Origin of the sequence: Bradyrhizobium sp. 45 (assembly GCF_023073155.1) — a bacterium.
GTDB lineage: Bacteria > Pseudomonadota > Alphaproteobacteria > Rhizobiales > Xanthobacteraceae > Bradyrhizobium > Bradyrhizobium canariense_D.
The window spans coordinates 675,507-701,520 of the sequence record NZ_JADPIX010000122.1 but is presented as its reverse complement, the minus strand read 5'-3'; the positions used below and the strand labels follow the sequence as shown (position 1 = coordinate 701,520).

Genomic DNA, 26,014 nt, shown 5'->3' with positions numbered 1-26,014 from the left:
CCATGCCCGTCACCACCTGCCCCGTCACCATCCGTATCCAGCAAGACGATTTCGACATCGCACGCGAGATCGCGGTGCTGACCGGGAACCGCACCGACATCGGTGCGGTCGTGAGTTTTTCCGGCATCTGCCGCAGCGACGAAGACAGCGCGAAGATCGCCGCGCTCTCGCTGGAGCATTATCCCGGCATGGCCGAGGAAGAGATCAGGCGCCATGCCGACGAGGCCATCTCGCGCTGGCCTCTCAGCGGCGTCACGGTGATCCATCGCGTCGGCCGTTTCATGCCCGGCCAGAACATCGTGCTGGTGCTGACCGCCTCGCAGCACCGCCAGGCAGCGTTCCAGGCAGCCGAGTTCCTGATGGATTATCTCAAGACCAACGCGCCGTTCTGGAAGAAGGAAGAGAGCGCCACCGGCACCGGCTGGGTCGAGGCCCAGGCCCGCGACGACGAAGCCGCCGCACGCTGGACCCGATCCTGATGGCAACAACATCCAAAAAGGCCGTGCGCGGCCACGCCGCGCCAAAGCTCGCGAAGGTGGGCCGCGGCGAGCTTCTCACGCTGATCGATTTCGTCCGCTATGCAGTGAGCCGCTTCAATGAGGCCAAGCTCGCCTTTGCCCATGGCACGCCCGATCCGGTCGCGGAAGCGGCTTTCCTGGTCTGTGAAGCCCTGCATCTGCATCCCGAGCAGTTCGAGATTTTTGCCAACGCGCGCGTCACGACCGCCGAGGGCAGGACCATCATCGATCTCGTTCATCAGCGCGTCACCACGCGCAAACCGGCCGCGTATCTCGTCAACAAGATCTACATGCGCGGCCTGCCGTTTTATGTCGACGAGCGCGTCATCGTTCCGCGCTCCTTCATCGGTGAACTCTTGGAGTCGCATTTCGGCGGCGACGGCGAAGCCGGCTCGCTGATCGACGATTCCAGCGCCGTCGAGCGCGTGCTCGATCTCTGCACGGGATCGGGATGCCTCGCGATCCTCGCCGCGCATCATTTCCCGAACGCCACGATCGATGCCGTCGATATCTCGAAGGGCGCGATCGACGTCGCCAGACGAAATGTCGGCGAATACGGGCTCGATGGCCGGATCAGCCTGCATCGCGGCGACCTGTTCGCCCCACTCGGTAACACCAAATACGACCTGATCATCACCAACCCGCCTTATGTCGACGCCGAAGGCATGGCGGCGCTGCCGCCCGAGTGCCGGGCCGAGCCGAAGCTCGCCTTCGACGGCGGCGCCGACGGTCTCGATGTGGTGCGCCGGATCCTGCGCGATGCGCCCGGCCATTTGACGCCGCATGGCGGGCTGATCTGCGAGATCGGCCGCGGCCGCGAATTGGTTGACGAGGCCTTTCCTGAATTGCCGCTGCTCTGGCTCGACACCGAGGACTCCGAGGGCGAAGTGTTCTGGATCGCGGCAGCCGATCTCGGCTGATCCATCACGGCGGGCAGACCTCGTCGGAACAAGTCAAATACCGCCACGTTCATCCCCCGACGAATTTTCTCGCACTCGGAGGATAACTGCATGCTTGCGCCATCGGGCGAATTGCTGCGCGCCGGCGTCGCGCTCAAGCTCAACCATCTCAAGCGCGCCGCCCAGTCCTATGCCCGCGACCGGAGCAACCAGGCCACAGGGCGCATGACGTCGTACGCGGCTGCGGCCGGACTGCTCGCGGTTGCGGGCTTGTTCGTCGTCGCAGCCTTCTTCGTCGGCCTGATCGCCCTGTACCGCTGGATTGCAATCCATTACGGGCAATTCTGGGGGTTCGGCGCCGTCGGCGCTGTGCTCCTGGTCCTGGCCGCCGCCTGCGCCGGCGTGGCCATGGCCCAGATGAAGCGCAAGACCAAGCCGATCGTGCCGCTCGCCAGCCGCCTACGGGTGGCTATCGCCACCCCGCGCATCCCGCGCGGAACGGTGAAGGAGGCGGTGAAAGAGGTCGCGACGACAATTCCCCTGGCGCCGCTCGCGCCGGGCGAACGAGGACATGAGTCAGGACATGGCGGCAGCACGTGGCCGGCTCGGTCCAACCGGCCCGTGCAACTCGGGCTGATGCTCGCGGCCGTTGGGCTGGTCGGGATCACGGCCGCGCGCAGGCGGCGTCACGGCCACGGAGCGGATACCTGAAAATGCGTATGCGGCGCGCCGAGCAATTCGACAGCTGGCTGTTAGTCGCAGCCACGACCGTGTTCGTGCTCACCGCGGAACGGTATTTCCAGGATTCTGGCCTGATCCGGCCGGGACCTCCGCAAGACCACCGCAACGGCGAGGCGAATTCGCCGGAAACGAGCCCGACGGGCGCAGCCTCGCAGCCCGGCCGCGGCCGCCGCGCGAAAAGCCCGTTCGCGATCCCGTGGGCAGGCTGGAAGGACATCCTCTGGCGCACCTATCAGCGCATCGACGAGGATCGCCTGCTCGCGACCGCCGGCGGCGTCGTCTTTTTCGGACTGCTCGCGATCTTTCCCGCTATCACGGCGCTGGTTTCATTCTATGGCCTGTTCGCCGATCCCTCGACGATCAGTTCCAACCTGCAATCGCTCGCGATGATGCTGCCCGAGGGCGCGTTCCAGATCGTCGAGGACCAGGTGGCGCGCGTCGTGTCGAACGGCGGCGCGACCCTTGGTTTCACTTTCCTGTTTGGACTCGTGCTCGCGATCTGGAGCGCCAATGCCGGCGTCAAAGCCATCTTCGACGCCCTCAACGTCGCCTATGAGGAGCGTGAAAAGCGCAGCTTCATCCGGCTGAACACGGTCTCGCTGGCTTTCACGGTCGGTGGCATCGTTGCCCTGCTGCTGATGGTGGGCGCCGTCGTCGCCTTCCCGCTCGCGCTCAACCACCTCGGCATGGCGCCCGAAAGCAAGCTGATCGTGGCGCTGGCGCGATGGCCGGTGCTGTTCGTCATTCTCCTTGCGGCGCTCGCCGTCCTCTACCGCTTCGCGCCCAGCCGCGACGCCCCGCGCTGGCAATGGCTGAGCCCCGGCGCTGTGACGGCCGCGATCCTCTGGATCGCCGGCTCGGCGCTGCTGTCCTGGTATCTGTCCGAATTCGCAAATTACAACGCGACCTACGGCTCGCTCGGCGCTGCGATCGGCTTGATGATGTGGATGTGGATGTCGGCCATCGTCATCATGTTCGGGGCTGAGCTGAATTCGGAGATCGAACGGCAGACCTTGCGCGACACGACCACCGGGCCGCCCAAGCCGCTAGGCACCCGCGAGGCCGTCTCGGCCGACACGGTCGGCGCCGCGGCGCCGTCCTGACTCTGCGATTGGGCCGCTATCCCCTCGAATCAACAATGATGTTAAGGTCATGCCGCTTGGGGGAGCATGCGGCGTGACGGGTTCGAAACGCCACCCGTGTTTTCCCGGTCAGGCAGTCAGCTCTTGAGGCGTAACGCGCGGCATGATTCGTATTTCGACGATCTTCATCGCGATCTGCATGGTTCTGGTCGCCGCCTCGCTCGGGCTCCTGCTCTACGCGGTCGCCGGCATCAGCGGAACCGAATCCGCGATCGTGGCGCTGACGGCGCTGACCTTCCTGATCCTCTACAATGCAGTGTCGATGCGACTGCGCGACCGCAGCGACGTCGGCGGCCAGATCGCCGATCTTTCGCGCGGCACCGCCGACCTCGCCCGTCAGGTCGCCGAATTCGGCCGCCGGCTCGCCACGATCGAAGCACGCATCGCCTCTTCCAATTCGGCCAACTCCGACCGCATCCAGTCGGTGGTCGGCGAGATCAACGAACTCGGCGGACTGGTCAGGCAACTCGCCACCACCGTGTCGGCCCATGAGGATCTGATGGCCGGCAACGCGCCAGTGTCGGCCCCCGCGCCGGTCGCAAGGCAGGAGCCGGACGCGCCGCTCGACCTGATGGCCACGTTCGAGGAGGAACGGCCGGCTGCCCCGGCGCCCGCGCCGCCGCCAATGCGGCCGGCAGCACCGGCGATCCAGACCCAGACCGCCAATCCGGTTCAGACCGCCAACGGCCGCAACCAGACCCAATTGCTGGCGACGCTCCGCAACGCGATCGACGAGAACCGCATCGACATCTTCCTCCAGCCGATGGTGTCGCTGCCGCAGCGCAAGGTCCGGTTCTACGAGGCCGTGACGCGCCTGCGCGACGAGCGTGACCAGCTGGTCGCGGCCGAGGAGTTCATCAGCATCGCGGAGGCCTCCGGGTTGATCGGGCGCATCGACAACATGGTCATGCTGCGCTGCGTGCAGGTGCTGCGGCGCCTGATGGTACGCAACAAGGAAGTCGGCGTGTTCTGCAACGTCGCGGCTTCCACGCTCGGCAATTCCACGACCTTCGCGCAATACCTCGATTTCCTCGAAGCCAATCGGGCGCTGGCGCCCTCGCTGGTGCTGGAATTCAAGCAATCCACCTTCCGCAATCTCGGCCCGGCCGAAACCGAGAATCTCGCGGCGCTCGCCCAGCGCGGCTTCCGTTTCTCGATCGACCATGTCACCGATTTGCGCATCGAACCGCGCGAGCTCGCCGATCGCGGCGTGCGCTTCATCAAGGTGCCGGCCTCGCTCCTGCTCGACCCCAGGCAGGCTTCGGCCTCGGACATCCACCCGTCCGATCTCTCCGACCTGCTCGGCCGCTTCGGCATCGATCTGATCGCCGAGCGAATCGAGGGCGAGCGCGCCGTGATCGACCTGCTCGATTATGACGTGCGGTTCGGCCAGGGGTTCCTGTTCGCGCCGCCCCGGCCATTGCGGCCGGAGGGGTCATCTGCTACCGCCGCGCCGAACCAGGCACAGGACATTCAGGGATCCAATGGCTCCGGCATATCCAGCTCAGGCGCGACGTCGGCTGCGTCTGCGCCACAGCGCGTCACCGGCAACGCCGCGCTCGCGCGACGTATCTGATCGGCCGCACGCATCATGACCACACTGCATTTCGCCGAAAGCCTGCGTGAACTCGTGGCGGGCGTGGACGTCGTGCTCAGCGACATCTGGGGCGTGGTCCATAACGGTCTTGAATCCTTCCCCGAAGCCTGCGAGGCGCTGCACACCTACCGCAGCCGCGGCGGTACGGTCATCCTGATCACCAACGCGCCGCGCCCGGCCGACTCCGTGCAGCGGCAATTGCGCAAGCTCGGCGTCGCCGACGAGACCTATGACGCGATCGTGTCTTCAGGCGACCTGACGCGGCTCTATGTCGCCGACCATCCCGGCCGCAAGATGTTCTGGCTCGGCCCCGAGCGCGACAACTCGATCTATCGCGGCCTCGATGCGGTGACCGCGCCGCTGGAAGAGGCGGATTACATCGTCTGCACCGGCCTCTATGACGACGAGACCGAGACGGCGGAAGACTATCGCGGCATGATGCTGAAGGCGCGCGAGCGCAAGCTGACGCTGGTTTGTGCCAACCCCGACATCGTGGTGGAACGCGGCGACCGCCTGATCTATTGCGCCGGCGCGATCGCGGAGCTCTATCGCGAGCTCGGCGGCGAGGTGATCTTCTACGGCAAGCCGCACCGGCCGATCTACGAGCGCGCGATGGCGCTCGCCGGCGAACGCCAAGGCCACCAGATCGACCGCAAAAAGGTGCTCGCGATCGGCGATTCCGTCCGGACCGACCTCACCGGCGCGCGCGAGTTCGGCATCGATTGCCTGTTCGTGACCCGCGGCATCCATGCCGAGGAGTTCGAGGGTCTCGACCAGCTCGACCCGGCGTCGGTGCTGGAATTGTTCGGCCATCCCCCGAAGGCGCTGATGCGCGAACTGAAGTGGTAGCGAGTTGATCGTCATTCCCGGTTGATGTGGGGCGTCGATTCCGGAACGACGAACCCGACGCAGAAAGCCCGGGACAATCGCCCGGGCTTTCCGAATTCAACTGATGGCTTCGATCGCGCCTTACGCGCTCGCCATGTCCGGGAAGACCGCCTCGATCTTGGTCTTCAGCGTCGCCGCGTTGAACGGCTTGACGATGTAGTTGTTCACGCCGGCCTTCTTGGCCGCGATCACGTTCTCGGTCTTTGATTCGGCCGTGATCATGATGAAGGGCGTGGTGGCGAGGTTCGGATCCGCGCGCACTTCGCGCAGCAGGTCGTAACCCGTCATCGGCTCCATGTTCCAGTCGGAAATCACGAGCCCGTACTTCTTGCCACGCATCTTGTTCAGCGCTGCCGAACCGTCGCTTGCATCATCGATATTCTCGAAGCCAAGCTGCTTCAGGAGGTTCCTGATGATACGGATCATGGTGCTGTAGTCGTCAACCACCAGAACCGACATCGACAAATCAACCGCCATCTCGACTCCCCCAACGCAAACCCAGGAAATATTACGATCGGACCTGCCGGGCCGGAGCCCCGCGGTTCCACGCCCAAGGACTAGCACCAAGGCGTTAAACAGCGCGTTAACTGGGAACGCCCCCGGTGGACTGAAATCGCACTCGATGCGGCCGCCCCCTCCTGCTTGACTTCATCCGGCCCGTCGCGCCACGGTCCCGGCCGGTCCCGCCGGTTCGAGATTCCCCTGATGGCCCCGCATTTTACCGTTATCCGCGACACCACGCCGGACTCCGCCATTGCAAGGGGTGCCGTGGTCGCCATGGGCAATTTCGACGGCGTTCATCTCGGCCATCGCGCCGTAATCGCTGCGGCGCTGGAAATGGGCCGGCTACATGGCCGCCCTGCGCTGGCATTGACCTTCGAGCCGCATCCGCGCCGGTTTTTCAGCCCCAACACCCCGCAATTCCGCCTGACGGACGAGCGTGCCAAGCTGCGGCTTCTGGCCGGCACCGGACTTGACGGCGCCGTGGTCATGACCTTCGACAAGTCCCGCGCCGGGACCAGCGCGCAAGACTTCATTCACCACGACCTGATCGGGCGCCTGGGCATCGGCGGAATCGCCGTCGGCTACGACTTCCACTTCGGCAAGGGTCGGGTCGGCTCGCCGAGCCTCCTCGTCAACGAGGCGCCCCGGCTCGGCATCGAGGTCGACGTGCAGCCGCATGTCGATATCGACGAGCGGCCGGTCTCGTCCAGCGCGATCCGAATCGCGCTCGCCGAAGGCCAACTCGACGAGGCCACGGCCATGCTCGGCGCGCCCTGGTTTATCACCGGCGAGGTCATCCACGGAGAGAAGCGCGGCCGCGACCTCGGTTATCCCACCGCCAATATCCGCCTTGATGCCAATTGCGGCCTCAAGCACGGCATCTATGCGGTGCGGGTCGGCCGCGGCGCGGAGCGGCTGGATGGGGTCGCAAGCTTCGGCCGCCGCCCGACGTTCGACAATGGTGCGCCGCTGCTGGAAATCTTCCTGTTCGACTTCAAGGGGGATCTCTACGGGCAGACGCTCGACTGCGCCTTTATCGGCTTCATCCGCGAGGAGCTGAAATTCGAGGGCCTGGATGCCCTGATCCGCCAGATGGACAACGATTCCGCCCGCGCCCGCGCCATGCTCGCCGCCGCCCCGGACGCGTTTCCGCGGCTTGGCGTCATCGATTGAGGCCGGAAACCGGCCCGCCGAACCTTTTGCGCTTCCCCCGCCCCCCTGCTATGGAGAGCCCATGTTTGCGCGGCGCATCATAGGGATTAGCGGCCCGGCTTCCGCCTGAGCCTTCGGCTCGGCGCAAGACCGGGATGTCGTCGTTTCACCCGCGATTCCGCATCGCCATCCGTTCCCGCGCCCTTCCGAGCCAGTCAGCCTCATGTCCGACAAGCCACAAAAGTCCCAAAAATCCGAAGCCAAAGACTATTCGAAAACCCTGTTCCTGCCGCAGACCGAATTCCCGATGCGGGCCGGCCTGCCGCAGCGCGAGCCGGAGCTGCTGAAATACTGGAACGACATCGGCCTTTACGACAAGCTCCGCCAGGAAGCCCAGGGCCGCGCCAAATTCGTGCTGCATGACGGCCCGCCCTACGCCAATGGCAACATCCATATCGGGCACGCGCTGAACAAGATCCTCAAGGACGTCGTGACCAAGAGCCAGCAGATGCTCGGCTTCGACTCCAACTACGTGCCCGGTTGGGACTGCCACGGCCTGCCGATCGAATGGAAGATCGAGGAAGAGAACTACCGTTCCAAGGGCAAGCAGAAGCCCGACTTCCGCGACTCCGCTGCGATGGTGGCGTTCCGCAAGGAATGCCGCGCCTATGCGACACACTGGATCAACGTGCAGCGCGAGGAATTCAAGCGGCTCGGCATCATCGGCGACTGGGATCATCCCTATCAGACGATGAGCTATCCCGCCGAAGCGCAGATCGCCCGCGAGCTGATGAAGTTCGCCGCCAACGGCACGCTGTATCGCGGCTCCAAGCCGGTGATGTGGAGCGTGGTCGAGAAGACCGCCCTCGCCGAGGCCGAGGTCGAGTACGAGGACTACACATCCGACATGGTATGGGTGAAGTTTCCCGTCACGTCCCCGGCACATGGTGCGCTCGCCAATGCATCGGTCGTGATCTGGACCACCACGCCCTGGACGCTGCCCGGCAATCGCGCGATCTCGTTCTCACCGAAGATCGCCTACGGCCTCTACAAGGTGACGGATGCGGCCGCGGACAATTGGGCGAAGACCGGCGATCTCCTGATCCTGGCCGATGCGCTTGCAGCAGAGGTGTTCAAGCAGGCGCGCGTCACGGCCTATGAGAAGCTGCGCGACATTCCCGGCGATACGCTGGACGCCGTGGAGTGCGCCCATCCCTTGCGCGGCCTCGATGGCGGTTACGCGTTTATCGTGCCGCTGCTCGCCGGCGAGCATGTCACCGACGATACCGGCACCGGTTTCGTGCACACCGCGCCGAGCCACGGCCGCGAGGATTTCGACGTCTGGATGGCCAATACCCGCGAGCTCGATGAGCGCGGCATCTCGACCGCGACCCCCTACACTGTCGACGAGAACGGCGCCTATACCGCGCAGGCCCCCGGCTTCACCGGCAAGCGCGTGCTCAACGACAAGGGCGAGAAGGGCGATGCCAATGAAGCCGTGATCAAGGCGTTGGTCGAGGCCGGCAAGCTGCTCGCGCGCGGCCGCCTCAAGCACCAGTACCCGCATTCCTGGCGATCGAAGAAGCCGGTGATCTTCCGCAACACGCCGCAATGGTTCATCGCGATGGACAAGGACATCAGCGAAGATGGCCACGCCAGGAAGGGCGATACGCTGCGGGCTCGCGCGCTGCATGCTATCTCGGTCACGCAATGGGTGCCGCCGTCAGGTGAGAACCGCATCAACGGCATGATCGCCAACCGTCCGGACTGGGTGATCTCGCGCCAGCGCGCCTGGGGCGTTCCCATCGCCGTTTTCGTGCGCGAGAACAGCGACGGCTCGGCCGAGATCCTGCAGGACGAGATCGTCAACCAGCGCATCACCGAGGCCTTCATGGAGGAAGGCGCCGACGCCTGGTACATGGAAGGCGCCCGCGAGCGCTTCCTTGGATCCCGCGCGAAGGAAGACTGGAAGAAGATCGACGACATCTGCGACGTCTGGTTCGATTCCGGCTCCACACATGCCTTCGTGCTCGAGGATCGCCAGAACTTCCCGCAGCTCGGCAACATCGTTCGCAAGGTCGACGGCGGCGACGACACCGTGATGTATCTCGAAGGCAGCGACCAGCATCGCGGCTGGTTTCATTCGTCGCTGCTGGAGAGCGCCGGCACGCGCGGCCGCGCGCCCTACGACATCGTGCTCACCCACGGCTTCACGCTCGACGAGAACGGCCGCAAGATGTCGAAGTCGATCGGCAACACCGTCGAGCCTCAGAAGGTGATCAAGGATTCGGGCGCGGATATCCTGCGCCTCTGGGTCTGCGCCACCGACTATGCCGACGACCAGCGCATCGGCCCGGAGATCCTGAAGAACACCATCGAGACCTATCGCAAGCTGCGCAACACCGTACGCTGGATGCTGGGAACGCTGGATCACTACAAGCCGGCCGACGCAGTCGCGCCCGCCGACATGCCCGAACTCGAACGGCTGATGCTGCACGAGCTCGCGGTCCGTGCTGCCGTCGTCCGCAAAGCCTATCAGGAGTTCGACTACAAGACCGTGGTCGCAACCTTGTCCGCGTTCCTGAACAGTGAGCTCTCCGCGTTCTATTTCGACATCCGCAAGGACACGCTGTATTGCGATCCGCCGTCCTCGCCGACGCGCAAGGCGGCGCTGACCACGATCGACCTGTTGTGCAGCTCGATCCTGAAATGGCTGGCGCCTATCCTCAGCTTCACCGCGGAGGAGGCCTGGCGGATGTACAGGCCCGACGCCGAGCCCTCGGTGCACCTGACGCAGTTTCCCGACGACCTCGAAAGCCTGCGCGACGACAAGCTCGCCGCGAAGTGGGAAGCGATCCGCAATGTCCGCCGCGTCGTCACCGGTGCGCTGGAGCTCGAACGCGCCGCCAAGAACATCGGCTCGTCGCTGGAGGCATCACCGGTCATCTATGTCGCCGACCGCGACATGCTTGCGACGCTGTTCGACACCGATCTCGCCGAGATCTGCATCACCTCGAACTACGAGGTGCGCGAGGGCGAGGTGCCGGCTTCCGCATTCCGTCTCGATGCCGTTCCAGGCGTCGCTGTCGTGGTGGAGAAGGCGGTCGGCACCAAATGCGCCCGTTCCTGGAAGATTTCGCCGACGGTGGGTGAAGACCCCGAATATCCCGACGTCACCCCGCGCGACGCCAAGGCGCTGCGCGAATGGAAGGCGCTGGGGGTCAGCATCTAGGTCTCACCGTCGTCCTGGCGAAAGCCAGGACCCATTCCACGGCCGCCAATTGCGACGAAGGCTGATGACCGCAAGTCTTTCAAACAACGACCGCCTCGGACTATGGGTCCTGGCTTTCGCCAGGACGACGACGGAGCGTGTTGTGGCCGACTGCCCATGACCCCGCTCCGCGCCGGCATCCTCGCGGCCCTGCTCACGCTCGTGGCCGACCAGGCTTCAAAGCTCTGGCTGCTGAACGTGTTCGACCTCGCCCGTCGCGGCGCGGTCGAGGTGACCCCGTTCTTCGACCTGGTGCTGGCCTGGAACATCGGCATCAGCTTCGGCTGGCTCCAGAACGACGGTCAGGCGGCGCAAATGGCGCTGATGGCCGTGAAGGTCGTCGCGGTGGTTGCGCTGGCGATCTGGATGGCCCGCTCGCACACCCTGCTGGCAACCATCGCGCTTGGCCTGATCATTGGCGGCGCCATCGGCAATGGGATCGATCGCCTCGCCTATGGCGCGGTGGTCGATTTCGCCCTGTTTCACATCAATATCGGCGAAAATACCTATAATTGGTACGTGTTCAACCTCGCGGACGTGGCCATCGTTGCTGGCGTGGCGGCGCTATTGTATGATTCCTTCCTGGGGGTACCCGCCGCAAAAGCGCCCTGATCCCGGCCGATACGGACCGGCAGGCGGAACCTTGCTTTTGCGAGGGATTATGCCGCGCGAGAGCGGCAAACTGCCACATTTTGGAACAGGTACAGTGATGCGCAGCTCGAAGACCAGCGGTTCGATGGTTGAAGACCCCCGGCAGGGGTTCTGGCGGGCGTTGAAATTGTCCGCTGTCGCGCTCGGCATCGGTCTCGTCATGTCGGCTGGCGTCGCTCGCGCCGGTGACGACGGCGAGGACGACGACGACATGACCTTCGAAGAGAAGCTCATCGACAATCTGATGTCGGGCATCGGCGCCAAGAGCATGGAGAAGAAGGGTATCGAATACCGCGAGCGGTCGCCGCTGGTGGTGCCGCCCAAGCTCGACCTGCCGCCGCCCGCCGGCGTTGAAGCCAAGAACGCGCCGAACTGGCCGAAGGACCCTGACGAGAGACGCCGCAAGGAGGCCATCGCGCAGCGGAAGAAGGCCGTCAAGGCCACGGAGAGCTGGCAGGCAGGCCGGGCGTTGTCGCCCGCCGAGATGGAGGTCGGCAGGACAGCCGCACCCGAGCGCACGAGCAATGATCCTATTCAGCCGGGCACCAACGGCAATCCGTCGCTCAGCCCGGCCCAGCTCGGTTTCTCCGGCGGTCTGTGGGGCATGATGTCGAACAACAAAGGCGAGGCCAAGCAATTCACGACCGAGCCGCCGCGCCAGTCGCTGGTCGAGCCGCCGCCGGGCTACCAGACACCGTCACCGAGCTATGCCTATGGCGCCGGAGAGGACAAGACCCGGCGGACCTATTTCGACATCATGTCCGGCAAGGACAAGGAACAATAGCGCTCCTGTCCCTTCGCGATATCGCGACAGACGCGGTCCCGCGCCGGCGGCTCGTGCGCGCCGGACGCGGTCTTTAATTGCTGATCAGTAACTTGCGCCCGAGTTGAGTTCTCTGCTTCGTGACGCGAAGCGTTTGCCGCACGGTGTACCATGCCGTGCCTCCGAGCCGGACATCCGGGCTCGGCCTTTCATAAGGATCATGATGTCCTCTTACCGATCGGCTGCCCGCCTCCTTGCCGCGCTGCTTTCGACGAGTGTCCTCACGGCCGGCGCATCCCTTGCGCAGACCACGGTGACATCGGCTCCGCCCGCCAGCTTCACGCTTGGAAACGGCATGCAGGTCGTGGTGATTCCCGACCACCGCACGCCCGTCGTCACGGAAATGATCTGGTACAAGGTCGGCTCGGCGGACGAGACGCCCGGCAAGTCCGGGCTCGCGCACTTCCTCGAGCACCTGATGTTCAAGGGCACATCGAAGCATGCGGTCGGCGAATTCTCCCAGACCGTGCTCCGCGTCGGCGGCAACGAGAACGCCTCGACTTCGGTCGACTACACCAACTACTACCAGCGCGTGCCGCGCGAGCAGTTGCCGACCATGATGGAATTCGAGGCCGACCGCATGACCGGCCTGATCCTCAAGGACGAGAACGTGTTGCCCGAGCGTGACGTCGTGCTCGAAGAATACAACATGCGCGTCGCCAACAATCCGGACGCGCGGCTGAACGAGCAGATCATGGCCGCGCTCTATCTCAACCATCCCTACGGCCGGCCGGTGATCGGCTGGCACCAGGAGATCGAGAAGCTCGATCGCGAGGATGCGCTCGCCTTCTACCGCCGCTTCTATGCGCCGAACAACGCGATCCTGGTGATCGCCGGCGACGTCGAGCCCGCCGACATCCGCCCGCTGGTCGAGCGCAATTTCGGCGCCATCCCGGCGCAGCCCGCGATCCCGGCGCGCCGCGTCCGCCCGCAGGAGCCGGAACCCGCGGCGCCGCGCACCGTGACCCTGGCCGATCCGCGCGTCGAGCAACCCGGCCTGCGACGCTATTACCTAGTGCCCTCGGCGACCACGGCTGCGGCCGGCGAAAGCGCGGCCCTCGACGTGCTGGCGCAGCTGATGGGCAGCGGCAGCAATTCCTATCTCTACCGCGCGCTCGTGGTGGACAAGCCGCTCGCGGTCTCCGCCAGCGCCAGCTATTCGAGCATCTCGCTCGACCCGACCCAGTTCGCGATCTCGGCTTCGCCCAAATCCGGGGTCAGCTTCGCCGAGGTCGAGCAGGTGGTCGACGGCGTCATTGCCGACATCGCGCAGAATCCGATCCGCGCCGAGGATCTCGAGCGGGTCAAGACCCAGCTCATCGCCGAGGCGATCTACGCCCAGGACAACCAGGCGGTGCTGGCGCGCTGGTATGGCGGCGCACTGACCACGGGCCTGTCGATCGAGGACATCCGGAGCTGGCCAGATCGCATCCGCGCCGTCACCGCCGAGCAGGTCCGCACCGTCGCGCAGAAATGGCTCGAGAAGAAGCGCTCGGTGACGGGCTATCTGATCAAAGACACCGCGACCACCAAGCGCGAGGAGAAGCGTTCGTGACCTATCCCTTCCTTCGACGCGTTGCATTCTCCTTTGCCACCGGCGCGGCACTCGCGCTCGCTACCGTCTCGCCGTCACAGGCGGCGGCGAAGATCCAGCATTTGACCTCGCCGGGCGGCATCGAGGCCTGGTTCGTGCAGGATGCGACCGTGCCGCTGATCGCCATGGAATATTCCTTTGCCGGCGGTTCGGCCCAGGATCCCAAGGACAAATCGGGCGTCGCCAATCTGGTCGGCGATCTCCTCGACGAAGGCTCCGGCGATCTCGATTCCAAGACCTTCCATGAGCGGCTCGATCGCCGTGCCATCGAGCTCTCTTTCAGCGCCACCCGCGACACGTTCCGCGGCAGCCTGCGCATGCTGCGCGACAACAAGGACGAGGCCTTCGACCTGCTGCGGAGCGCGCTGACCTCGCCGCATTTCGAAACTGCCGACGTCGAACGCATTCGCTCGCAGGTGATCTCGGGCCTGCGCCGCGAGACAACCAACCCGACCTCGCTCGCGAGCCGCAAATTCCTGGAGGTTGCCTTTGGCGATCATCCCTACAGTCGGCAGTCCAACGGCAACCTCGACAGCGTTCCGACCATTACGGTTGCCGACATGAAGGATTATGTCGGCCGCGTGCTCGCCAAGGACACGCTCAAGATCGCGGTGGTTGGCGACGTGGATCCCGATACGCTCGGCAAGCTGCTCGACCACACATTTGGTAGCCTGCCGGCCAAGGCCAATCTCGTGCCCGTCCCCGACGTCGAGGCCGCCAAGCCGCCGCAACGCGCCTTCGTGACGCTCGACGTGCCCCAGACCGTGATCACCTTCGGCGGTCCCGGGGTGAAGCGCAGCGATCCGAACTTCATGGCGGCCTATGTCGTCAACCACATCCTCGGCGGCGGCGGGTTGTCCTCGCGGCTCTATCGCGAGGTGCGCGAGAAGCGCGGGCTCGCCTATTCGGTGTTCGAATCACTGCTTTGGATGGAGCATTCGGCGGTTTTCATCGGCAATACCGGCACCCGCGCCGACCGTGCCGGCGACACCATCGATGCCATCGACAAGGAGGTGCGCCGGATCGCCGAGGAAGGCCCGACGCAGAAGGAGCTCGACGAGGCCAAATCCTACCTCAAGGGCTCGCAGATGCTGGCGCTCGACACCTCCTCGAAGCTCGCGCAGGCGCTGCTGCAATATCAGCAGGACGAGCTGCCGATCGACTATATCGAGAAGCGCAACGCCGTCGTGGATGCGGTCACCATGGACGACGCCAAGGCGGCCGCAAAGCGCCTCTGGGGCCAGGGCCTCCTGACCGTCGTCGTCGGCCGCGCTCCGCAGGCCGCGGCGCAACCGGCAGCCGCACCGGCGACGAAGTCGAACTGACGTCTTCCATACCCTTCTGAAATGGCCGGGCTCGCCCGGCCATTTGCATTTGGGGGCGCCATTGCCGAACTTGGGCGTCCGGGATATGTCCGGGCATCACGAATGGTGCCACCATGCTGCGGATATCCCGCGATCTTGTCATCGACGAGGACGACATCGAGATCGGCTTTGTCCGCGCCTCCGGCCCGGGCGGGCAGAACGTCAACAAGGTCGCGACCTCGGCGCAATTGCGCTTCGACACCCGGAAGCTGACGCTTCCGGAGGATGCCGCGTTGCGCCTCGCCCGGCTCGCAGGGCAGCGCATGACCAAGGACGGCGTCATCGTGATCCAGGCCCAACGCTTCCGCACCCAGGAGCGCAACCGCCAGGACGCCATCGACCGCCTTACGGAGATGCTCGGCGAAGCCATGATCCGGCCGAAGCCGCGGCGCGCGACAAAGCCGACCTTTGGCTCCAAGCAGCGCCGGCTCGAGGGCAAGAAACACCGCAGCGACATCAAGTCGAAGCGCGGGCGCGGTTTCGACGACTAGCAGAGACTGCAAAAGAACTCCGGCCGCAGGGCGACCGGAGTTCTGCCGTCTCACTCCATTGGCTAGTAGCGCTTGCCCGTGGCTGCACCGCCCGTCGCGGAATCGTCGGCGGTCCCTTTGTGTGCAGCACTGCCCGTGGTGCCAACCGTGCCCCTGGTGCCCTTCGTCGGCTTCATGCCCGTCGTCTCGCCCGCCGCGCCCGGCTGGGCGCTCATCTCCTCGTCGCCGCTGCCCATTGTGCTGCCTTGCATGGGTTTGCTTTGCACGGCGCCGCTAGGCCTCGCGCCAGACGACGTACCTTGCGCGAGAACCGGTGTCACAATGAGAGCCGAGACGGCGCATGCGATTGCGGAGGTCTTCACCAACTTCATCCATTTCTCCTGGATTTTCGCGATGATCGGTTCGGCGGCTTGATGCGCCGTCCGTCTGAGCCGAACCAGTCCATCGCGTTACGAGCTCGAACGGCGCGACCGCAATGCAACCTGTCTCGTGTGGTGATCGTTTAGGGATTTGACGGCGGTTTCGCGGAATTGTCCTCCGCATATACGGCAGCGCGGAACAACGCACCCGCGTGCACCTCCGCACGCAGCGAAACAGCCCGCTACTACCACCGCATGTTTTGCCGCGCCTAGAGTTTGCGCACGCTGAATTGACGTCGACGGGCGGACTTTTGACGATGCGCGCGATCGTGCTGGGATTGTGCACCGCGGTGGTGCTGGTGGTGCGGGTGGCCGAGGCGCAGATGCCCTTGCCGGCTGCAAAGCCGCCGGATGGCGCAACACTGTTCAAGCAGCAATGCGCGGTGTGCCACACCACGAACCTGTCAGAACCGGTGCGGCAGGGTCCGCCGCTGGTCGGGATCGTCGGGCGGCCCGCCGGCAAGGTCGAAGGCTTTCACTATTCAGAGCCCCTCGCAAAAGCAGCCTTCGCCTGGGACGAGACGAAGCTCGACGCATGGCTGACCAATCCGCAAGCCGTGATTCCCGGCGTGGTCATGGTCTACCGGCAGGCGAAGCCGGAGACGCGCGCCGCCATCATCGCCTTTCTTAAGGAGCAGAACTGAGTGGCAAAGCCGGTCCATTCCATGATCCGCGCACTCGACGAGGCGCGCTCGCTCGACTTCTACAGACGGGCCTTTGGCCTGGAAGTCACCGACCGTCTGAAGTTCGCAGACTTTGCCCTGATCTATCTGCGTCACCCCTCCTCACCCTTCGAGTTGGAGCTGACGGTCAATTTCGATCGCAAGGAGTCGTATGCGCTCGGCGACGGCTACGGACATCTCGCCGTGGTGGTCGAGGATCTCGATGCCGAACATGCCCGCTTCGAGCGTGAGAAGCTCGCACCGGGTCCGCTGCGCGACTTCAAGCACGACGGCAAAACGCTGGCGCGCTTCTTCTTCGTCAGCGATCCCGACGGCTACAAGATCGAGGTGATCCAGCGCGGCGGACGTTTCAACTGATCGAACCACAAAATCAAAATCATAAAAGGAGGAATGCCATGAGAGAAGTCGATCGTCGAAGCAGGCACAGCCGCCGCATCTTTCTCAAGGGCGCCGCGGCCGCCGTGCCGGTCGCGGCAGTCGCGACCAGCGTCGCCGTCAGCATCGAGGGCGCCTGGGCCGACGAGGCAAGCGCGCTTTCGCCCGCGACGATGAAGACGCTGCTGAAAGTCGCGCGCGATATCTATCCACACGACGTCCTCGGCGACAGCTACTACATCACCGCGATCAAGCCGTGGGACGGAAAGGCCGCCAAGGACCCCGCCGTCAAGGCGCTAATCAGCGACGGCATCACCAGGCTCGATCAGAACGCGCGTGATCGCCACAAGGCGCCCTATGTCGAAGTGCCCTGGGAAGCCGACCGCGTGGTGCTTTTGAAGGAGATCGAGCAGAGCGACTTCTTCCAGAAGGTGCGCGGCGACCTCGTCGTCTCTCTCTACAACCAGAAAGAGGTCTGGCCGCGGTTCGGCTACGAGGGCTCCTCCGCCGAACACGGCGGCTACATCAACCGCGGCTTCGCCGACATCGACTGGCTGCCGAAGGCTTAAGGCTCACCCAACGGTTCAGGAGAACGCATATGGCAAAATTCGATCTGAACGACTCCAGCGTTGTGGTGATCGTCGGCTCCGGTGCCGGCGGCGGCACGCTGGGTAACGAGCTCGCACAGAAGGGCGTCAAGGTCGTGATTCTCGAAGCAGGTCCCCGCATCGAGAATCAGGACTTCGTCAATGACGAGTGGGAGAGTTTCTCGCAGCTCGCCTGGACCGATGCGCGCACCACATCGGGATCATGGCGCGTCGCAAAAGACTTCTCGGGTCTTCCCGCCTGGATCGTCAAGGCGGTCGGCGGCTCGACCACACACTGGGCTGGCGCGTCGCTGCGGTTCGACGAGCACGAGTTCAAGGTGAAGAGCACCTACGGCAACATTCCCGGCGCCAACCTGCTGGACTGGCCGGTCACGCTCGCGGAGATGGAGCCGTGGTACGCCAAGGCCGAGAACAAGATGGGCGTGACCCGCACCAACGGCATTCCCGGACTTCCCGGCAACAATAACTTCAGAGTGATGGAGGCCGGCGCAAAGAAGCTCGGCTACAAGACGGTGCACACCGGCAACATGGCGATCAACAGCCAGCCGCGCGACGGACGCGGCGCCTGTCAGCAGATCGGCTTCTGCTTCCAGGGCTGCAAGTCCGGCGCGAAATGGTCGACGCTCTACACCGAGATACCCAAGGGCGAGGCGACCGGCAATCTCGAGGTTCGCCCCGCCAGCATGGCGGTCAAGATCGAGCACGATGCCGCCGGCAAAGTCACCGGCGTGGTTTACGCCGACGAGAGCGGTGCAATGCAGCGCCAGAAGGCACGCATCGTTGCGGTCGCCGGCAATTCGATTGAAAGCCCACGGCTGCTGTTGAACAGCGCATCCACGATGTTCCCCGACGGCCTCGGCAACTCAAGCGGTCAGGTCGGCCGCAATTACATGCGCCACATGACCGGTAGCGTCTATGCCGTGTTCGAGAAGTCGGTGCACATGTATCGCGGCACCACCATGGCCGGCATCATCCGCGACGAGGCCGCCAACAATCCGAAGCGCGGCTTCGTCGGCGGCTACGAGATGGAGACGCTGTCGCTCGGACTGCCCTTCATGGCGGCGTTCCTCAACCCCGGCGCCTGGGGACGTCCGTTCACCGCCGCGCTCGACGGTTATCCCAGGATGGCCGGGATGTGGCTGGTCGGCGAGGACATGGCGCAGGAAACCAACCGCATCACGCTCGATCCTGTCGTGAAGGACAAGTTCGGCCAGCCGGTCGCAAGCGTGCACTTCGACGATCATCCCAACGATCTCGCGATGCGCGCGCACGCCTACAAGCAGGGCGCTGCGGTCTACGACGCCGTCGGCGCCACCGTGAGCTATCCGACACCGCCCTATCCGAGCACGCACAATCTCGGCACCAACCGGATGAGCGAGAAGCCCAGGGATGGTGTGGTCAACAAGTTCGGGCAAAGCCACGACGTCAAGAACCTGTTCGTCTCCGACGGCAGCCAGTTCACCAGCGGCGCGGCCTGCAATCCGACGCTGACCATCGTCTCGCTGGCGATCCGGCAGGCGGATTACATTGCGGGTGCGATGCAGAAGAAGGAAATTTGATCCAATCTCGTTCGTCGTCCTGGCGAAAGCCAGGACCCATTGCCCCGGGAAGGAGTTCGGCGAAGGCTTGTTGTTCGGGACTCATACCGCCCATCGCTGATGGATTCCGCGGTATGGGTCCTGGCCTTCGCCAGGACGACATCAGGGCTATTCCGCTGCATCGAGGATGGGCGCAACCGTCGTCTTGAACGCCTGCACCGGCGCTGCCGTCTTGGAGCGGTAGATCAGGCAGGAGCAGCGCAGCAACGAAGCGAAATTGTTGACCTCGCCGTGATGGTCGAGCACCTCGGTGTAGAGCGTCGTCAGGAACTTGCCGACGCTCATGTTCTCCTTGGCCGCGATCTCCTCCAGCGTGTCCCAGAATGCCATTTCCAGCCGGATCGAGGTGCAATGCCCACCGATCCGCAACGAGCGGGTCTGGGATTCGTAGTCGCCTTGGGGCTGATGCGCGAAGAGATGGCACATGGCGTCCTCCCGTCCTGTTGCCATTTTTTCGCGATGCTACACCGCAGCCCGGTACCCCACAATCGGGACGGCAGCCGGAGATCGATCCATCCCGGTTGCGCGATTTTCTCGAACGTCCAATCCCATCAATGCGATAGATAGCCCTTTTCCCCAGCCCGCCACGTTCCTGTTGCCCAACACATGCTTTTGACGCAACACGGCCTAGAATGGCGTTCTCCGCGAATCCAGATCGAAGCCCAAGATCAAAGCCGAAAATCGAGTTTCATGCCCGTCCGCCAATTACCCGAACAGGTCGTCAACCGCATCGCCGCCGGCGAAGTGGTCGAGCGTCCCGCGAGCGTGGTCAAGGAACTGGTCGAGAACGCCATCGACGCCGGCGCGAGCCGGATCGACGTCTTTACCGATGGCGGCGGACGCCGGCGGATCGGCATCACCGACGACGGCGGCGGCATGACCGCCAGGGACCTGTCGCTGGCGGTCGAGCGTCACGCCACCTCCAAGCTCGACGACGAGGACTTGCTGCAGATCCGCACGCTCGGATTCCGCGGCGAGGCGCTGCCCTCGATCGGCTCCGTGGCGCGGCTTGCCATCACCACGCGGCATGCCAGCGAGCCGCACGCCTGGGCGCTCAATGTCGAGGGCGGCGAGAAATCCGAGATCATGCCGGCGGCGCTGGCCCACGGCACGCGGGTCGAGGTCAACGACCTCTTCTACGCGACGCCGGCGCGGCTGAAGTTCTTGAAGACCGACCGGACCGAGGCGGAAGCGATCCGTGAGGTGGTGCGGCGCCTCGCGATGGCGCGACCCGAAATCGCTTTCACGCTCGCGGGCGAAGAGCGCGCGCCGGTGACCTGGGCTGCGGCGCTGCCCGGCGTCGCCGGTCGCCTGACCCGTCTCGGCGACATCCTGGGGGCGGAGTTCCGCAGCCATGCCATCGGGGTCCATGCCGAGCGCGAGGGCGTGGTGGTCGCCGGCTATGCCGCAGCGCCGGCGCTGACCAAAGCCAACGCGCTCGGGCAATATCTCTTCGTCAACGGCCGCCCGGTGCGCGACAAGCTGATCCTAGGGGCAGTCCGCGGGGCCTATGCCGACTATCTGCCGCGCGACCGCCATCCGGTGCTGGCGCTGTTTGTCACGCTCGATCCGCGCGAGGTCGACGCCAACGTGCATCCGGCCAAGACCGAGGTGCGGTTTCGCAACGCCGGCCTGGTCCGCGCGCTGATCGTGCACGGATTGAAGGACGGGCTTGCGCGGGAGGGCCGGCGCACCGCCGCCAACAGCGGCGAAAGCGCGCTGTCCTCGTTCCGCCCCGCATTCACGCCGCGCCCGGCAAGCTGGGACTGGCGCCAGTCGCCATCCGCCCCGGTCGCGCCGATGCCGTCATTCGACGGTGCCGCCGTGCCGGCCTTCGCCGAGCGCGCACAGGCCGCGTTCGATGTCGGCGCACCCAGCGCGGACGTGCGGATCGAATCCCAGCCAGTCAGTGACCTGGTCGACCGCCCGCTCGGCGCTGCGCGCACCCAGATCCACGAGACCTATATCGTCTCGCAGACCCGCGACGGCCTGATCATCGTCGACCAGCACGCCGCGCATGAACGCATCGTCTATGAACGGCTGAAGGCCTCGCTGGCGGCCAACGGCGTGCAGCGGCAGATCCTGCTGATCCCCGAGATCGTCGAGATGGACGAGGCCACGGTGGAGCGCCTGCTCGAGCGCAGCGAGGAGCTGGCGTCGTTCGGCCTTGCGATCGAATCCTTCGGCCCCGGCGCGGTTGCGGTGCGCGAGACGCCGTCGCTGCTCGGCAAGACCAACGCCGGCGGCCTGTTGCGCGATCTTTCCGAGCACATGGCCGAGTGGGACGAGGCGCTGCCTCTGGAGCGCCGCCTGATGCACGTCGCCGCCACCATGGCCTGCCACGGCTCGGTGCGCGCCGGCCGCAGGCTGCGACCGGAGGAGATGAATGCCCTGCTCCGCGAGATGGAGGACACCCCGAACTCCGGCCAGTGCAATCACGGCCGGCCGACCTATGTCGAGCTGAAGCTGTCGGATGTCGAGAAGCTGTTCGGGCGACGGTAACGTTCGAAATTACGGCCGCTTCAAAAACACGAACTCCGTGTCGTCATAAGCGCGCCGCTCCAATTCCTCGAAGCCTTCCGGCGTGACGAACTGCGCAGCCTTCGCCTCTTCCACCACGAGCAGCGCGCCCGGCGTGAGCCAGCCCCCGTCGCGCAAGCTCGCAAGCGCCTTCTCCGCAAACCCTTTGCCATAGGGCGGATCGAGGAACACCAGCGAGAACGGCTCGACCGGATGCGCAGGCCCGAGATCGGTGGCATCACGGCGATAGACTTTTGTCACGCCACCCAGGCCCAGCGTCTCGACATTATTCCGCAGCAGGGCGCGCGCTTCCGCGCCGTTGTCGACGAACAGCGTGAACTTCGCGCCGCGTGAAGACGCTTCGATTCCCAGCGCACCGGTGCCGGCGAAGAGATCGAGCACGCGCGCATCCGCAATCGGATCGTCATAGGCGTGCACGAGGATGTTGAACACGGACTCACGCAGGCGGTCCGCCGTGGGGCGGATGTCGCGCGAGGACGGTGAGGCCAGATTGCGCCCCTTCAATCGACCGCCGACGACGCGCAACGTCAGTCCTCCTTCGGCGCCAGATCGCGCTTGCCGTGATAGCCGCGCTTGGGACGGCGCGGCGGGCCGTAGCCGCTCGCCTCAGCCTCGTTGCGCTCGCGCGCTTCCTCGCTGCCGGTGCGTTGCACCAGCACGCGGCGGCCCTTGCGGTCGTTGATCACGCCGCGCTTGGTCGCCGGCTTCTTCTCGCGCGGCACGTCGTCGCCCTCATGCGAGGCAGATTTCTGCGGCACGTCGAACTGCGCACCCGATTTCTCGATGATCTTTTCGCCGAGCTGGTCGCGCAGCACGCGGGACTTGATCTCGTCGACCTGGCCCTCGGGGACCTCGCCGAGCTGGAACGGGCCGTAGGAGACCCGGATCAGCCGGTTCACCTCGAGCCCGAGATGAGCGCAGACGTTGCGCACTTCGCGGTTCTTGCCCTCGCGGATCGCGAAAACCAGCCAGACATTCGCGCCCTGGTCACGCTCCAGCGTGGCGTCGATCGGACCGTATTTGATGCCCTCGATCTCGATGCCGTTCTTCAGCTCGTCGAGCTGCGCCTGCGTGACGTCGCCATGGGCGCGGACACGGTAGCGGCGCAGCCAGCCGGTGTCCGGCAGCTCGAGCGTGCGCGCGAGCCCGCCATCATTGGTGAGCAGCAGCAGGCCCTCGGTGTTGAAGTCGAGCCGGCCGACGCTGATCAGCCGCGGCAGACCTTCGGGCAGATTGTCGAACACGGTCGGACGGCCCTCGGGATCGTCATGCGTCGTCATGAGGCCGCGGGGCTTGTGATAGAGGAACAGCCGCGTGCGCTCGCGCTCCGGCAACGGCTTGCCGTCGACAGTGACGACATCGTTCGAGGTGATGTCGAGCGCCGGCGAATTGATGACACGGCCGTTGACGCTGACGCGGCCCTGCGTGACCATCTCCTCGGCATCGCGGCGCGAGGCGAGGCCCGCGCGCGACAGCACCTTGGCGATACGCTCGCCGGCCTTCTTCGGCTTGGTCTCTTCCTCGCGGCGCGGCCGCCGCTCGGAATCACGATCGCGCTCGCGATAGGCGCCGCGACCGCCGAAGGCCGGACGCTTCTCGAAGATCCTGCTCTCGTCCTCGTTTTCGCGGCGTGGACGATCGCCGGAACGCGCTTCGCTGCGGGGATGCTCGTGCCAGTCGGAACGGCCCTCGGAACGCTCGCGCGGACGATCGAATTTCGGGCGATCGCCGCCGCGATCGAACCTCGGACGATCATCGCGAGGACGATCGAATTTGGGGCGCTCGCGGAACGGACGATCACCCGATGGACGATCGTCGCGCTTCTGCCAGGGCTTGTCCCCACCGCGGTCGCTGCCGCCAAAATCCTTGCGCGGACCCTTGCTGAAGTCCTTGCGCGGCGGCCGGTCGCCGCGAGGCGCCGCATCGCGCTTCTGCCAGGGTTTTGAATCGCTGCGCTCGCTGCGATTGCGGTCCGGTGCGCCGCGCGAAAACTTCCGCTCGCCGTCGAACTTGCGTTCCGGACGGTCGCCACGCGGCGCATAAGGTCGCTTGTCGCCAAACTTCGCGTCACCGGTTCGGCCGGCCGGACGGGAATCGTCGCGATCCCTGCGCGGCGGACGGTCATCACGCCCATAGGACGGGCGATCACCGCGCGGCTTGAACGGCCGCTTGTCGCCATCGCGCGAGGGGCGATCAGAAAATGGGCGGTCACCACGGGGCTTGAACGGGCGCTTCTCGCCGTCGCGCGACGGACGATCGGAAAACGGACGGTCTTCACGCGGCTTGAAGGGACGATCGCCACGCGGCTTGAAGCTGCGCTCGCCACGATCCTCGCCGCGCGGCCGGTCTTCACGCGGCCGGTCTTGGCGATTGAACTTCGGGCGGTCGCTGAAGTCGCGGCGCGGGGCATCGCCCTCCTCGCGGCGGCGGAATGATGGACGGCTGTCGCGGTCGCCGCGGGGCGGGCGGGCGTCGCCTTTGTCCCCGGGAGGGCCGCGCTTGGCGAACTTCTTGTCGGGCCCGCGTGGTTTGCCGGACCGGCCCTTGGCCGGGCCTCCCTTGGCCGGGCCGCGATCACGCCGGCCGCGGGAATCGTTGTCTTTGTCGCTGTCGCGAGGCATGAATAATCTCACTCAGGGGATGGCCAGAAAGCATTGTGCGCGCTCGTCTCGAGCCGCATGCTCAGGCAAATTCGGTCAAGCACTTCTGCTGAAGGCGCAGCTACTAGCAGGTTTCTCGCGATGATACGAGGCTTGAAAGCCCCCTCTTTCATGGATTTGGCGCTCAAAACGGCCGAAAACGCCGGAAAGGCGGGCGAAGTTCCGATCGGATGTGTCGTGGTCCGCAATTACGAGGTCATCGCCACCGCGGCGAACCGGACGTTAACCGATTACGACCCCACGGCCCATGCCGAGATCGTTGCGCTGCGCGAGGCGGCCAAAAAGATCGGCAGCGAGCGTCTGGTCGACTGCGACCTCTACGTGACGCTGGAGCCGTGCACCATGTGTGCGGGCGCGATCTCGTTTGCAAGGGTGAGGCGCCTGTATTACGGCGCCGCCGACCCCAAGGGCGGCGCGGTTGAATCAGGTGTGCGGTTCTTCACCTCGCCGACCTGCCATCACGTCCCGGATGTCTATTCCGGGGTCGGCGAAAGCGAGTCGGCGCGGATGCTGAAGGACTTCTTTCGCGAGCGGCGCTAAGGCGCGGCAAAGAACTCGCGCAGCGCCTTCGCGGTGACGCCGGGATTTTCCTCGGTGAGGAAGTGGCCGGAATCCACCGGCATGCCGTCCACGTTGGTCGCCCATTGCTTCCAGATGTCGAGCGGGGTGGCGGCGGCTTGCGCCACGCCGGCATTGCCCCACAGCGCCAGCATCGGAATGGTGATCTTCTTGCCGGCCTCGAAATCGGCCTTGTCGAGATCGTAGTCGAAATAGGCGCCGGCGCGATAATCCTCGCACATCGCGTGGACGCGGGCGGGATCGCGGAACGGGGCGATGTAGTGTTCGAGCGCGCGCTTGTCGATCGCATCGAGCGTCTTCGATTTGGTCTGGCTCGCCATCTTGAAGCGCAGGAAGAACTCGCCATTGCTCGCGACCAGCGTCTCCGGCAGCGGATAGGGCTGCGCCAGAAAAGTCCAGTGATAGATCTTCAGCGCATAGGCGCGGTTCATCCGCTCCCAGTAATTGTAGGTCGGCAGGATATCGAGCACCGCAAGCTTCGACAGCCGGCCGGGATGATCGAGCGCCAGCCGATACGAGACGCGGCCGCCGCGATCATGGCCGGCGAGCGCGAAGTGCACGTGGCCGAGGCGCTCCATCGCCTCGACCATGGCCTTGGCCATCGCGCGCTTGCTGTAGGGCATGTGCAGCGCGTCGCTCTCGGGCATGTCGGACCAGCCATAGCCGGGCAGATCGGCGATGATCAGCGTGAACCGGTCGGCCAGCTGCGGCGCCACGCGGTGCCACATCACGTTGGTCTCGGAGAAGCCGTGCAGCAGCAACAGCGGCGGTCCCTTGCCGCCGACGCGGGCGAAGATGCGGCCGAAGGAGGTGTTGATCCATTCGGAGGCGAAGCCGGGATAGAGGTCGGCGAGATCGGACATCTTCTGCATCCTTATCTGTCAGCGTGGGATCTGCTCGGTCTTGAGAATGCCCC

At 65.2% G+C, this 26,014-nt stretch carries 25 protein-coding genes; 19 read left to right on the top strand and 6 right to left on the bottom strand.

Annotated elements, in window-relative coordinates:
• Positions 1-2: 2 nt before the first annotated feature.
• The 6 genes from IVB42_RS23685 (at position 3) to IVB42_RS23660 (ending at position 5,746) form a co-directional block, all read left to right on the top strand.
• Positions 3-479, top strand: coding sequence for a molybdenum cofactor biosynthesis protein MoaE (locus IVB42_RS23685; RefSeq protein ID WP_018453491.1), 477 nt, complete (start codon positions 3-5; stop codon positions 477-479).
• Positions 479-1,438 carry a 50S ribosomal protein L3 N(5)-glutamine methyltransferase gene (prmB, locus tag IVB42_RS23680; RefSeq protein WP_018453490.1) on the top strand — a complete coding sequence of 320 codons (960 nt, stop codon included), beginning with the start codon at positions 479-481 and terminating at the stop codon, positions 1,436-1,438. The genes IVB42_RS23685 and prmB overlap by 1 nt, the downstream gene beginning before the upstream one ends.
• 90 nt (positions 1,439-1,528) lie before the next feature.
• A complete protein-coding gene (locus IVB42_RS23675) occupies positions 1,529-2,128 on the top strand; it encodes a hypothetical protein (protein WP_018453489.1) in 600 nt (199 codons plus the stop codon).
• A gap of 2 nt (positions 2,129-2,130) precedes the next feature.
• Positions 2,131-3,261, top strand: a complete 1,131-nt coding sequence (locus tag IVB42_RS23670; protein WP_026232540.1) for a YihY/virulence factor BrkB family protein — start codon at positions 2,131-2,133, stop codon at positions 3,259-3,261.
• Positions 3,262-3,403: 142 nt separating this feature from the next.
• Positions 3,404-4,876, top strand: coding sequence for an EAL domain-containing protein (locus IVB42_RS23665; protein ID WP_018453487.1), 1,473 nt, complete (start codon positions 3,404-3,406; stop codon positions 4,874-4,876).
• 15 nt (positions 4,877-4,891) lie between these two features.
• Positions 4,892-5,746, top strand: a complete 855-nt coding sequence (locus IVB42_RS23660) for a TIGR01459 family HAD-type hydrolase (RefSeq protein ID WP_018453486.1) — start codon at positions 4,892-4,894, stop codon at positions 5,744-5,746.
• A 120-nt stretch (positions 5,747-5,866) separates the two neighbouring features.
• Here IVB42_RS23660 and IVB42_RS23655 read toward each other — a convergent pair whose 3' ends face one another.
• Entirely contained in the window at positions 5,867-6,262 is a 396-nt protein-coding gene (locus tag IVB42_RS23655; RefSeq protein ID WP_007596883.1) for a response regulator, read from the bottom strand.
• A gap of 228 nt (positions 6,263-6,490) precedes the next feature.
• Between IVB42_RS23655 and IVB42_RS23650 the strand changes: the two genes are divergently transcribed.
• The 7 genes from IVB42_RS23650 (at position 6,491) to arfB (ending at position 15,635) form a co-directional block, all read left to right on the top strand.
• The gene (locus IVB42_RS23650; protein ID WP_018453485.1) at positions 6,491-7,462 is read left to right on the top strand and encodes a bifunctional riboflavin kinase/FAD synthetase; all 972 of its coding nucleotides are present in this window, start codon (positions 6,491-6,493) and stop codon (positions 7,460-7,462) included.
• 202 nt (positions 7,463-7,664) lie between these two features.
• Positions 7,665-10,673, top strand: a complete 3,009-nt coding sequence (gene ileS, locus IVB42_RS23645) for an isoleucine--tRNA ligase (RefSeq protein ID WP_247299163.1) — start codon at positions 7,665-7,667, stop codon at positions 10,671-10,673.
• Positions 10,674-10,829: 156 nt separating this feature from the next.
• Positions 10,830-11,324: a signal peptidase II gene (lspA, locus tag IVB42_RS23640; RefSeq protein WP_026232539.1), complete on the top strand. Its 495-nt coding sequence runs from the start codon at positions 10,830-10,832 to the stop codon at positions 11,322-11,324.
• A 97-nt stretch (positions 11,325-11,421) separates the two neighbouring features.
• Complete coding sequence (locus IVB42_RS23635) at positions 11,422-12,147, top strand: hypothetical protein (RefSeq protein WP_018453482.1); 726 nt, start codon at positions 11,422-11,424, stop codon at positions 12,145-12,147.
• 199 nt (positions 12,148-12,346) lie between these two features.
• Complete coding sequence (locus IVB42_RS23630; RefSeq protein WP_018453481.1) at positions 12,347-13,741, top strand: pitrilysin family protein; 1,395 nt, start codon at positions 12,347-12,349, stop codon at positions 13,739-13,741.
• The gene (locus IVB42_RS23625) at positions 13,738-15,105 is read left to right on the top strand and encodes a pitrilysin family protein (RefSeq protein ID WP_247369078.1); all 1,368 of its coding nucleotides are present in this window, start codon (positions 13,738-13,740) and stop codon (positions 15,103-15,105) included. The genes IVB42_RS23630 and IVB42_RS23625 overlap by 4 nt, the downstream gene beginning before the upstream one ends.
• Positions 15,106-15,218: 113 nt before the next feature.
• Positions 15,219-15,635, top strand: coding sequence for an alternative ribosome rescue aminoacyl-tRNA hydrolase ArfB (gene arfB, locus IVB42_RS23620; RefSeq protein ID WP_018453479.1), 417 nt, complete (start codon positions 15,219-15,221; stop codon positions 15,633-15,635).
• Positions 15,636-15,697: 62 nt separating this feature from the next.
• On the opposite strand, the gene IVB42_RS23615 is transcribed toward arfB, so the two are convergent.
• Positions 15,698-15,886 carry a hypothetical protein gene (locus tag IVB42_RS23615; protein WP_240544164.1) on the bottom strand — a complete coding sequence of 63 codons (189 nt, stop codon included), beginning with the start codon at positions 15,884-15,886 and terminating at the stop codon, positions 15,698-15,700.
• 425 nt (positions 15,887-16,311) lie between these two features.
• On the opposite strand from IVB42_RS23615, the gene IVB42_RS23610 reads away from it, so the two are divergent.
• Genes IVB42_RS23610 through IVB42_RS23595 form a run of 4 tightly spaced genes read left to right on the top strand, consistent with a single transcriptional unit; the run spans position 16,312 to position 19,279 of the window.
• Positions 16,312-16,698: a c-type cytochrome gene (locus IVB42_RS23610; protein ID WP_018453476.1), complete on the top strand. Its 387-nt coding sequence runs from the start codon at positions 16,312-16,314 to the stop codon at positions 16,696-16,698.
• Complete coding sequence (locus IVB42_RS23605) at positions 16,699-17,094, top strand: VOC family protein (protein ID WP_018453475.1); 396 nt, start codon at positions 16,699-16,701, stop codon at positions 17,092-17,094.
• 38 nt (positions 17,095-17,132) lie between these two features.
• The gene (locus IVB42_RS23600) at positions 17,133-17,681 is read left to right on the top strand and encodes a hypothetical protein (RefSeq protein WP_018453474.1); all 549 of its coding nucleotides are present in this window, start codon (positions 17,133-17,135) and stop codon (positions 17,679-17,681) included.
• Between the two features lie 29 nt (positions 17,682-17,710).
• Positions 17,711-19,279, top strand: a complete 1,569-nt coding sequence (locus IVB42_RS23595) for a GMC family oxidoreductase (protein WP_085350087.1) — start codon at positions 17,711-17,713, stop codon at positions 19,277-19,279.
• Positions 19,280-19,426: 147 nt separating this feature from the next.
• Here the strand turns inward: IVB42_RS23595 and IVB42_RS23590 are convergent, their stop codons facing one another.
• Positions 19,427-19,744: a ribbon-helix-helix domain-containing protein gene (locus IVB42_RS23590; RefSeq protein WP_018453472.1), complete on the bottom strand. Its 318-nt coding sequence runs from the start codon at positions 19,742-19,744 to the stop codon at positions 19,427-19,429.
• 264 nt (positions 19,745-20,008) lie between these two features.
• On the opposite strand from IVB42_RS23590, the gene mutL reads away from it, so the two are divergent.
• Positions 20,009-21,820 (top strand): DNA mismatch repair endonuclease MutL, encoded by a 1,812-nt coding sequence (gene mutL, locus IVB42_RS23585; protein ID WP_018453471.1) that lies wholly within the window; start codon positions 20,009-20,011, stop codon positions 21,818-21,820.
• A 9-nt stretch (positions 21,821-21,829) separates the two neighbouring features.
• Here the strand turns inward: mutL and rsmD are convergent, their stop codons facing one another.
• On the bottom strand, positions 21,830-22,384 hold the full coding sequence (gene rsmD / locus IVB42_RS23580) for a 16S rRNA (guanine(966)-N(2))-methyltransferase RsmD (protein ID WP_018453470.1): 555 nt from the start codon (positions 22,382-22,384) through the stop codon (positions 21,830-21,832).
• Positions 22,385-22,386: 2 nt separating this feature from the next.
• Positions 22,387-24,480 (bottom strand): pseudouridine synthase, encoded by a 2,094-nt coding sequence (locus tag IVB42_RS23575; RefSeq protein ID WP_018453469.1) that lies wholly within the window; start codon positions 24,478-24,480, stop codon positions 22,387-22,389.
• Positions 24,481-24,600: 120 nt separating this feature from the next.
• Between IVB42_RS23575 and IVB42_RS23570 the strand changes: the two genes are divergently transcribed.
• Positions 24,601-25,059, top strand: a complete 459-nt coding sequence (locus IVB42_RS23570; RefSeq protein WP_039798664.1) for a nucleoside deaminase — start codon at positions 24,601-24,603, stop codon at positions 25,057-25,059.
• Here IVB42_RS23570 and IVB42_RS23565 read toward each other — a convergent pair.
• The gene (locus IVB42_RS23565; protein ID WP_026232536.1) at positions 25,056-25,961 is read right to left on the bottom strand and encodes an alpha/beta hydrolase; all 906 of its coding nucleotides are present in this window, start codon (positions 25,959-25,961) and stop codon (positions 25,056-25,058) included. The two genes, IVB42_RS23570 and IVB42_RS23565, sit on opposite strands and share 4 nt — an antisense overlap.
• Positions 25,962-26,014: the final 53 nt, after the last annotated feature.

Coding starts and splice junctions, on each gene's coding strand:
- IVB42_RS23565 (WP_026232536.1), bottom strand. CDS start 25,961: ATGTCCGATCTCGCCGACCTCTATCCCGGCTTCGCCTCCGAATGGATC.
- IVB42_RS23670 (WP_026232540.1), top strand. CDS start 2,131: ATGCGTATGCGGCGCGCCGAGCAATTCGACAGCTGGCTGTTAGTCGCA.
- IVB42_RS23650 (WP_018453485.1), top strand. CDS start 6,491: ATGGCCCCGCATTTTACCGTTATCCGCGACACCACGCCGGACTCCGCC.
- lspA (WP_026232539.1), top strand. CDS start 10,830: ATGACCCCGCTCCGCGCCGGCATCCTCGCGGCCCTGCTCACGCTCGTG.
- IVB42_RS23600 (WP_018453474.1), top strand. CDS start 17,133: ATGAGAGAAGTCGATCGTCGAAGCAGGCACAGCCGCCGCATCTTTCTC.
- IVB42_RS23570 (WP_039798664.1), top strand. CDS start 24,601: ATGATACGAGGCTTGAAAGCCCCCTCTTTCATGGATTTGGCGCTCAAA.
- IVB42_RS23610 (WP_018453476.1), top strand. CDS start 16,312: ATGCGCGCGATCGTGCTGGGATTGTGCACCGCGGTGGTGCTGGTGGTG.
- IVB42_RS23655 (WP_007596883.1), bottom strand. CDS start 6,262: ATGGCGGTTGATTTGTCGATGTCGGTTCTGGTGGTTGACGACTACAGC.
- IVB42_RS23685 (WP_018453491.1), top strand. CDS start 3: ATGCCCGTCACCACCTGCCCCGTCACCATCCGTATCCAGCAAGACGAT.
- IVB42_RS23575 (WP_018453469.1), bottom strand. CDS start 24,480: ATGCCTCGCGACAGCGACAAAGACAACGATTCCCGCGGCCGGCGTGAT.
- IVB42_RS23665 (WP_018453487.1), top strand. CDS start 3,404: ATGATTCGTATTTCGACGATCTTCATCGCGATCTGCATGGTTCTGGTC.
- mutL (WP_018453471.1), top strand. CDS start 20,009: ATGCCCGTCCGCCAATTACCCGAACAGGTCGTCAACCGCATCGCCGCC.
- ileS (WP_247299163.1), top strand. CDS start 7,665: ATGTCCGACAAGCCACAAAAGTCCCAAAAATCCGAAGCCAAAGACTAT.
- IVB42_RS23590 (WP_018453472.1), bottom strand. CDS start 19,744: ATGTGCCATCTCTTCGCGCATCAGCCCCAAGGCGACTACGAATCCCAG.
- IVB42_RS23660 (WP_018453486.1), top strand. CDS start 4,892: ATGACCACACTGCATTTCGCCGAAAGCCTGCGTGAACTCGTGGCGGGC.
- IVB42_RS23615 (WP_240544164.1), bottom strand. CDS start 15,886: ATGCAAGGCAGCACAATGGGCAGCGGCGACGAGGAGATGAGCGCCCAG.
- prmB (WP_018453490.1), top strand. CDS start 479: ATGGCAACAACATCCAAAAAGGCCGTGCGCGGCCACGCCGCGCCAAAG.
- IVB42_RS23630 (WP_018453481.1), top strand. CDS start 12,347: ATGATGTCCTCTTACCGATCGGCTGCCCGCCTCCTTGCCGCGCTGCTT.
- IVB42_RS23635 (WP_018453482.1), top strand. CDS start 11,422: ATGCGCAGCTCGAAGACCAGCGGTTCGATGGTTGAAGACCCCCGGCAG.
- IVB42_RS23595 (WP_085350087.1), top strand. CDS start 17,711: ATGGCAAAATTCGATCTGAACGACTCCAGCGTTGTGGTGATCGTCGGC.
- IVB42_RS23675 (WP_018453489.1), top strand. CDS start 1,529: ATGCTTGCGCCATCGGGCGAATTGCTGCGCGCCGGCGTCGCGCTCAAG.
- arfB (WP_018453479.1), top strand. CDS start 15,219: ATGCTGCGGATATCCCGCGATCTTGTCATCGACGAGGACGACATCGAG.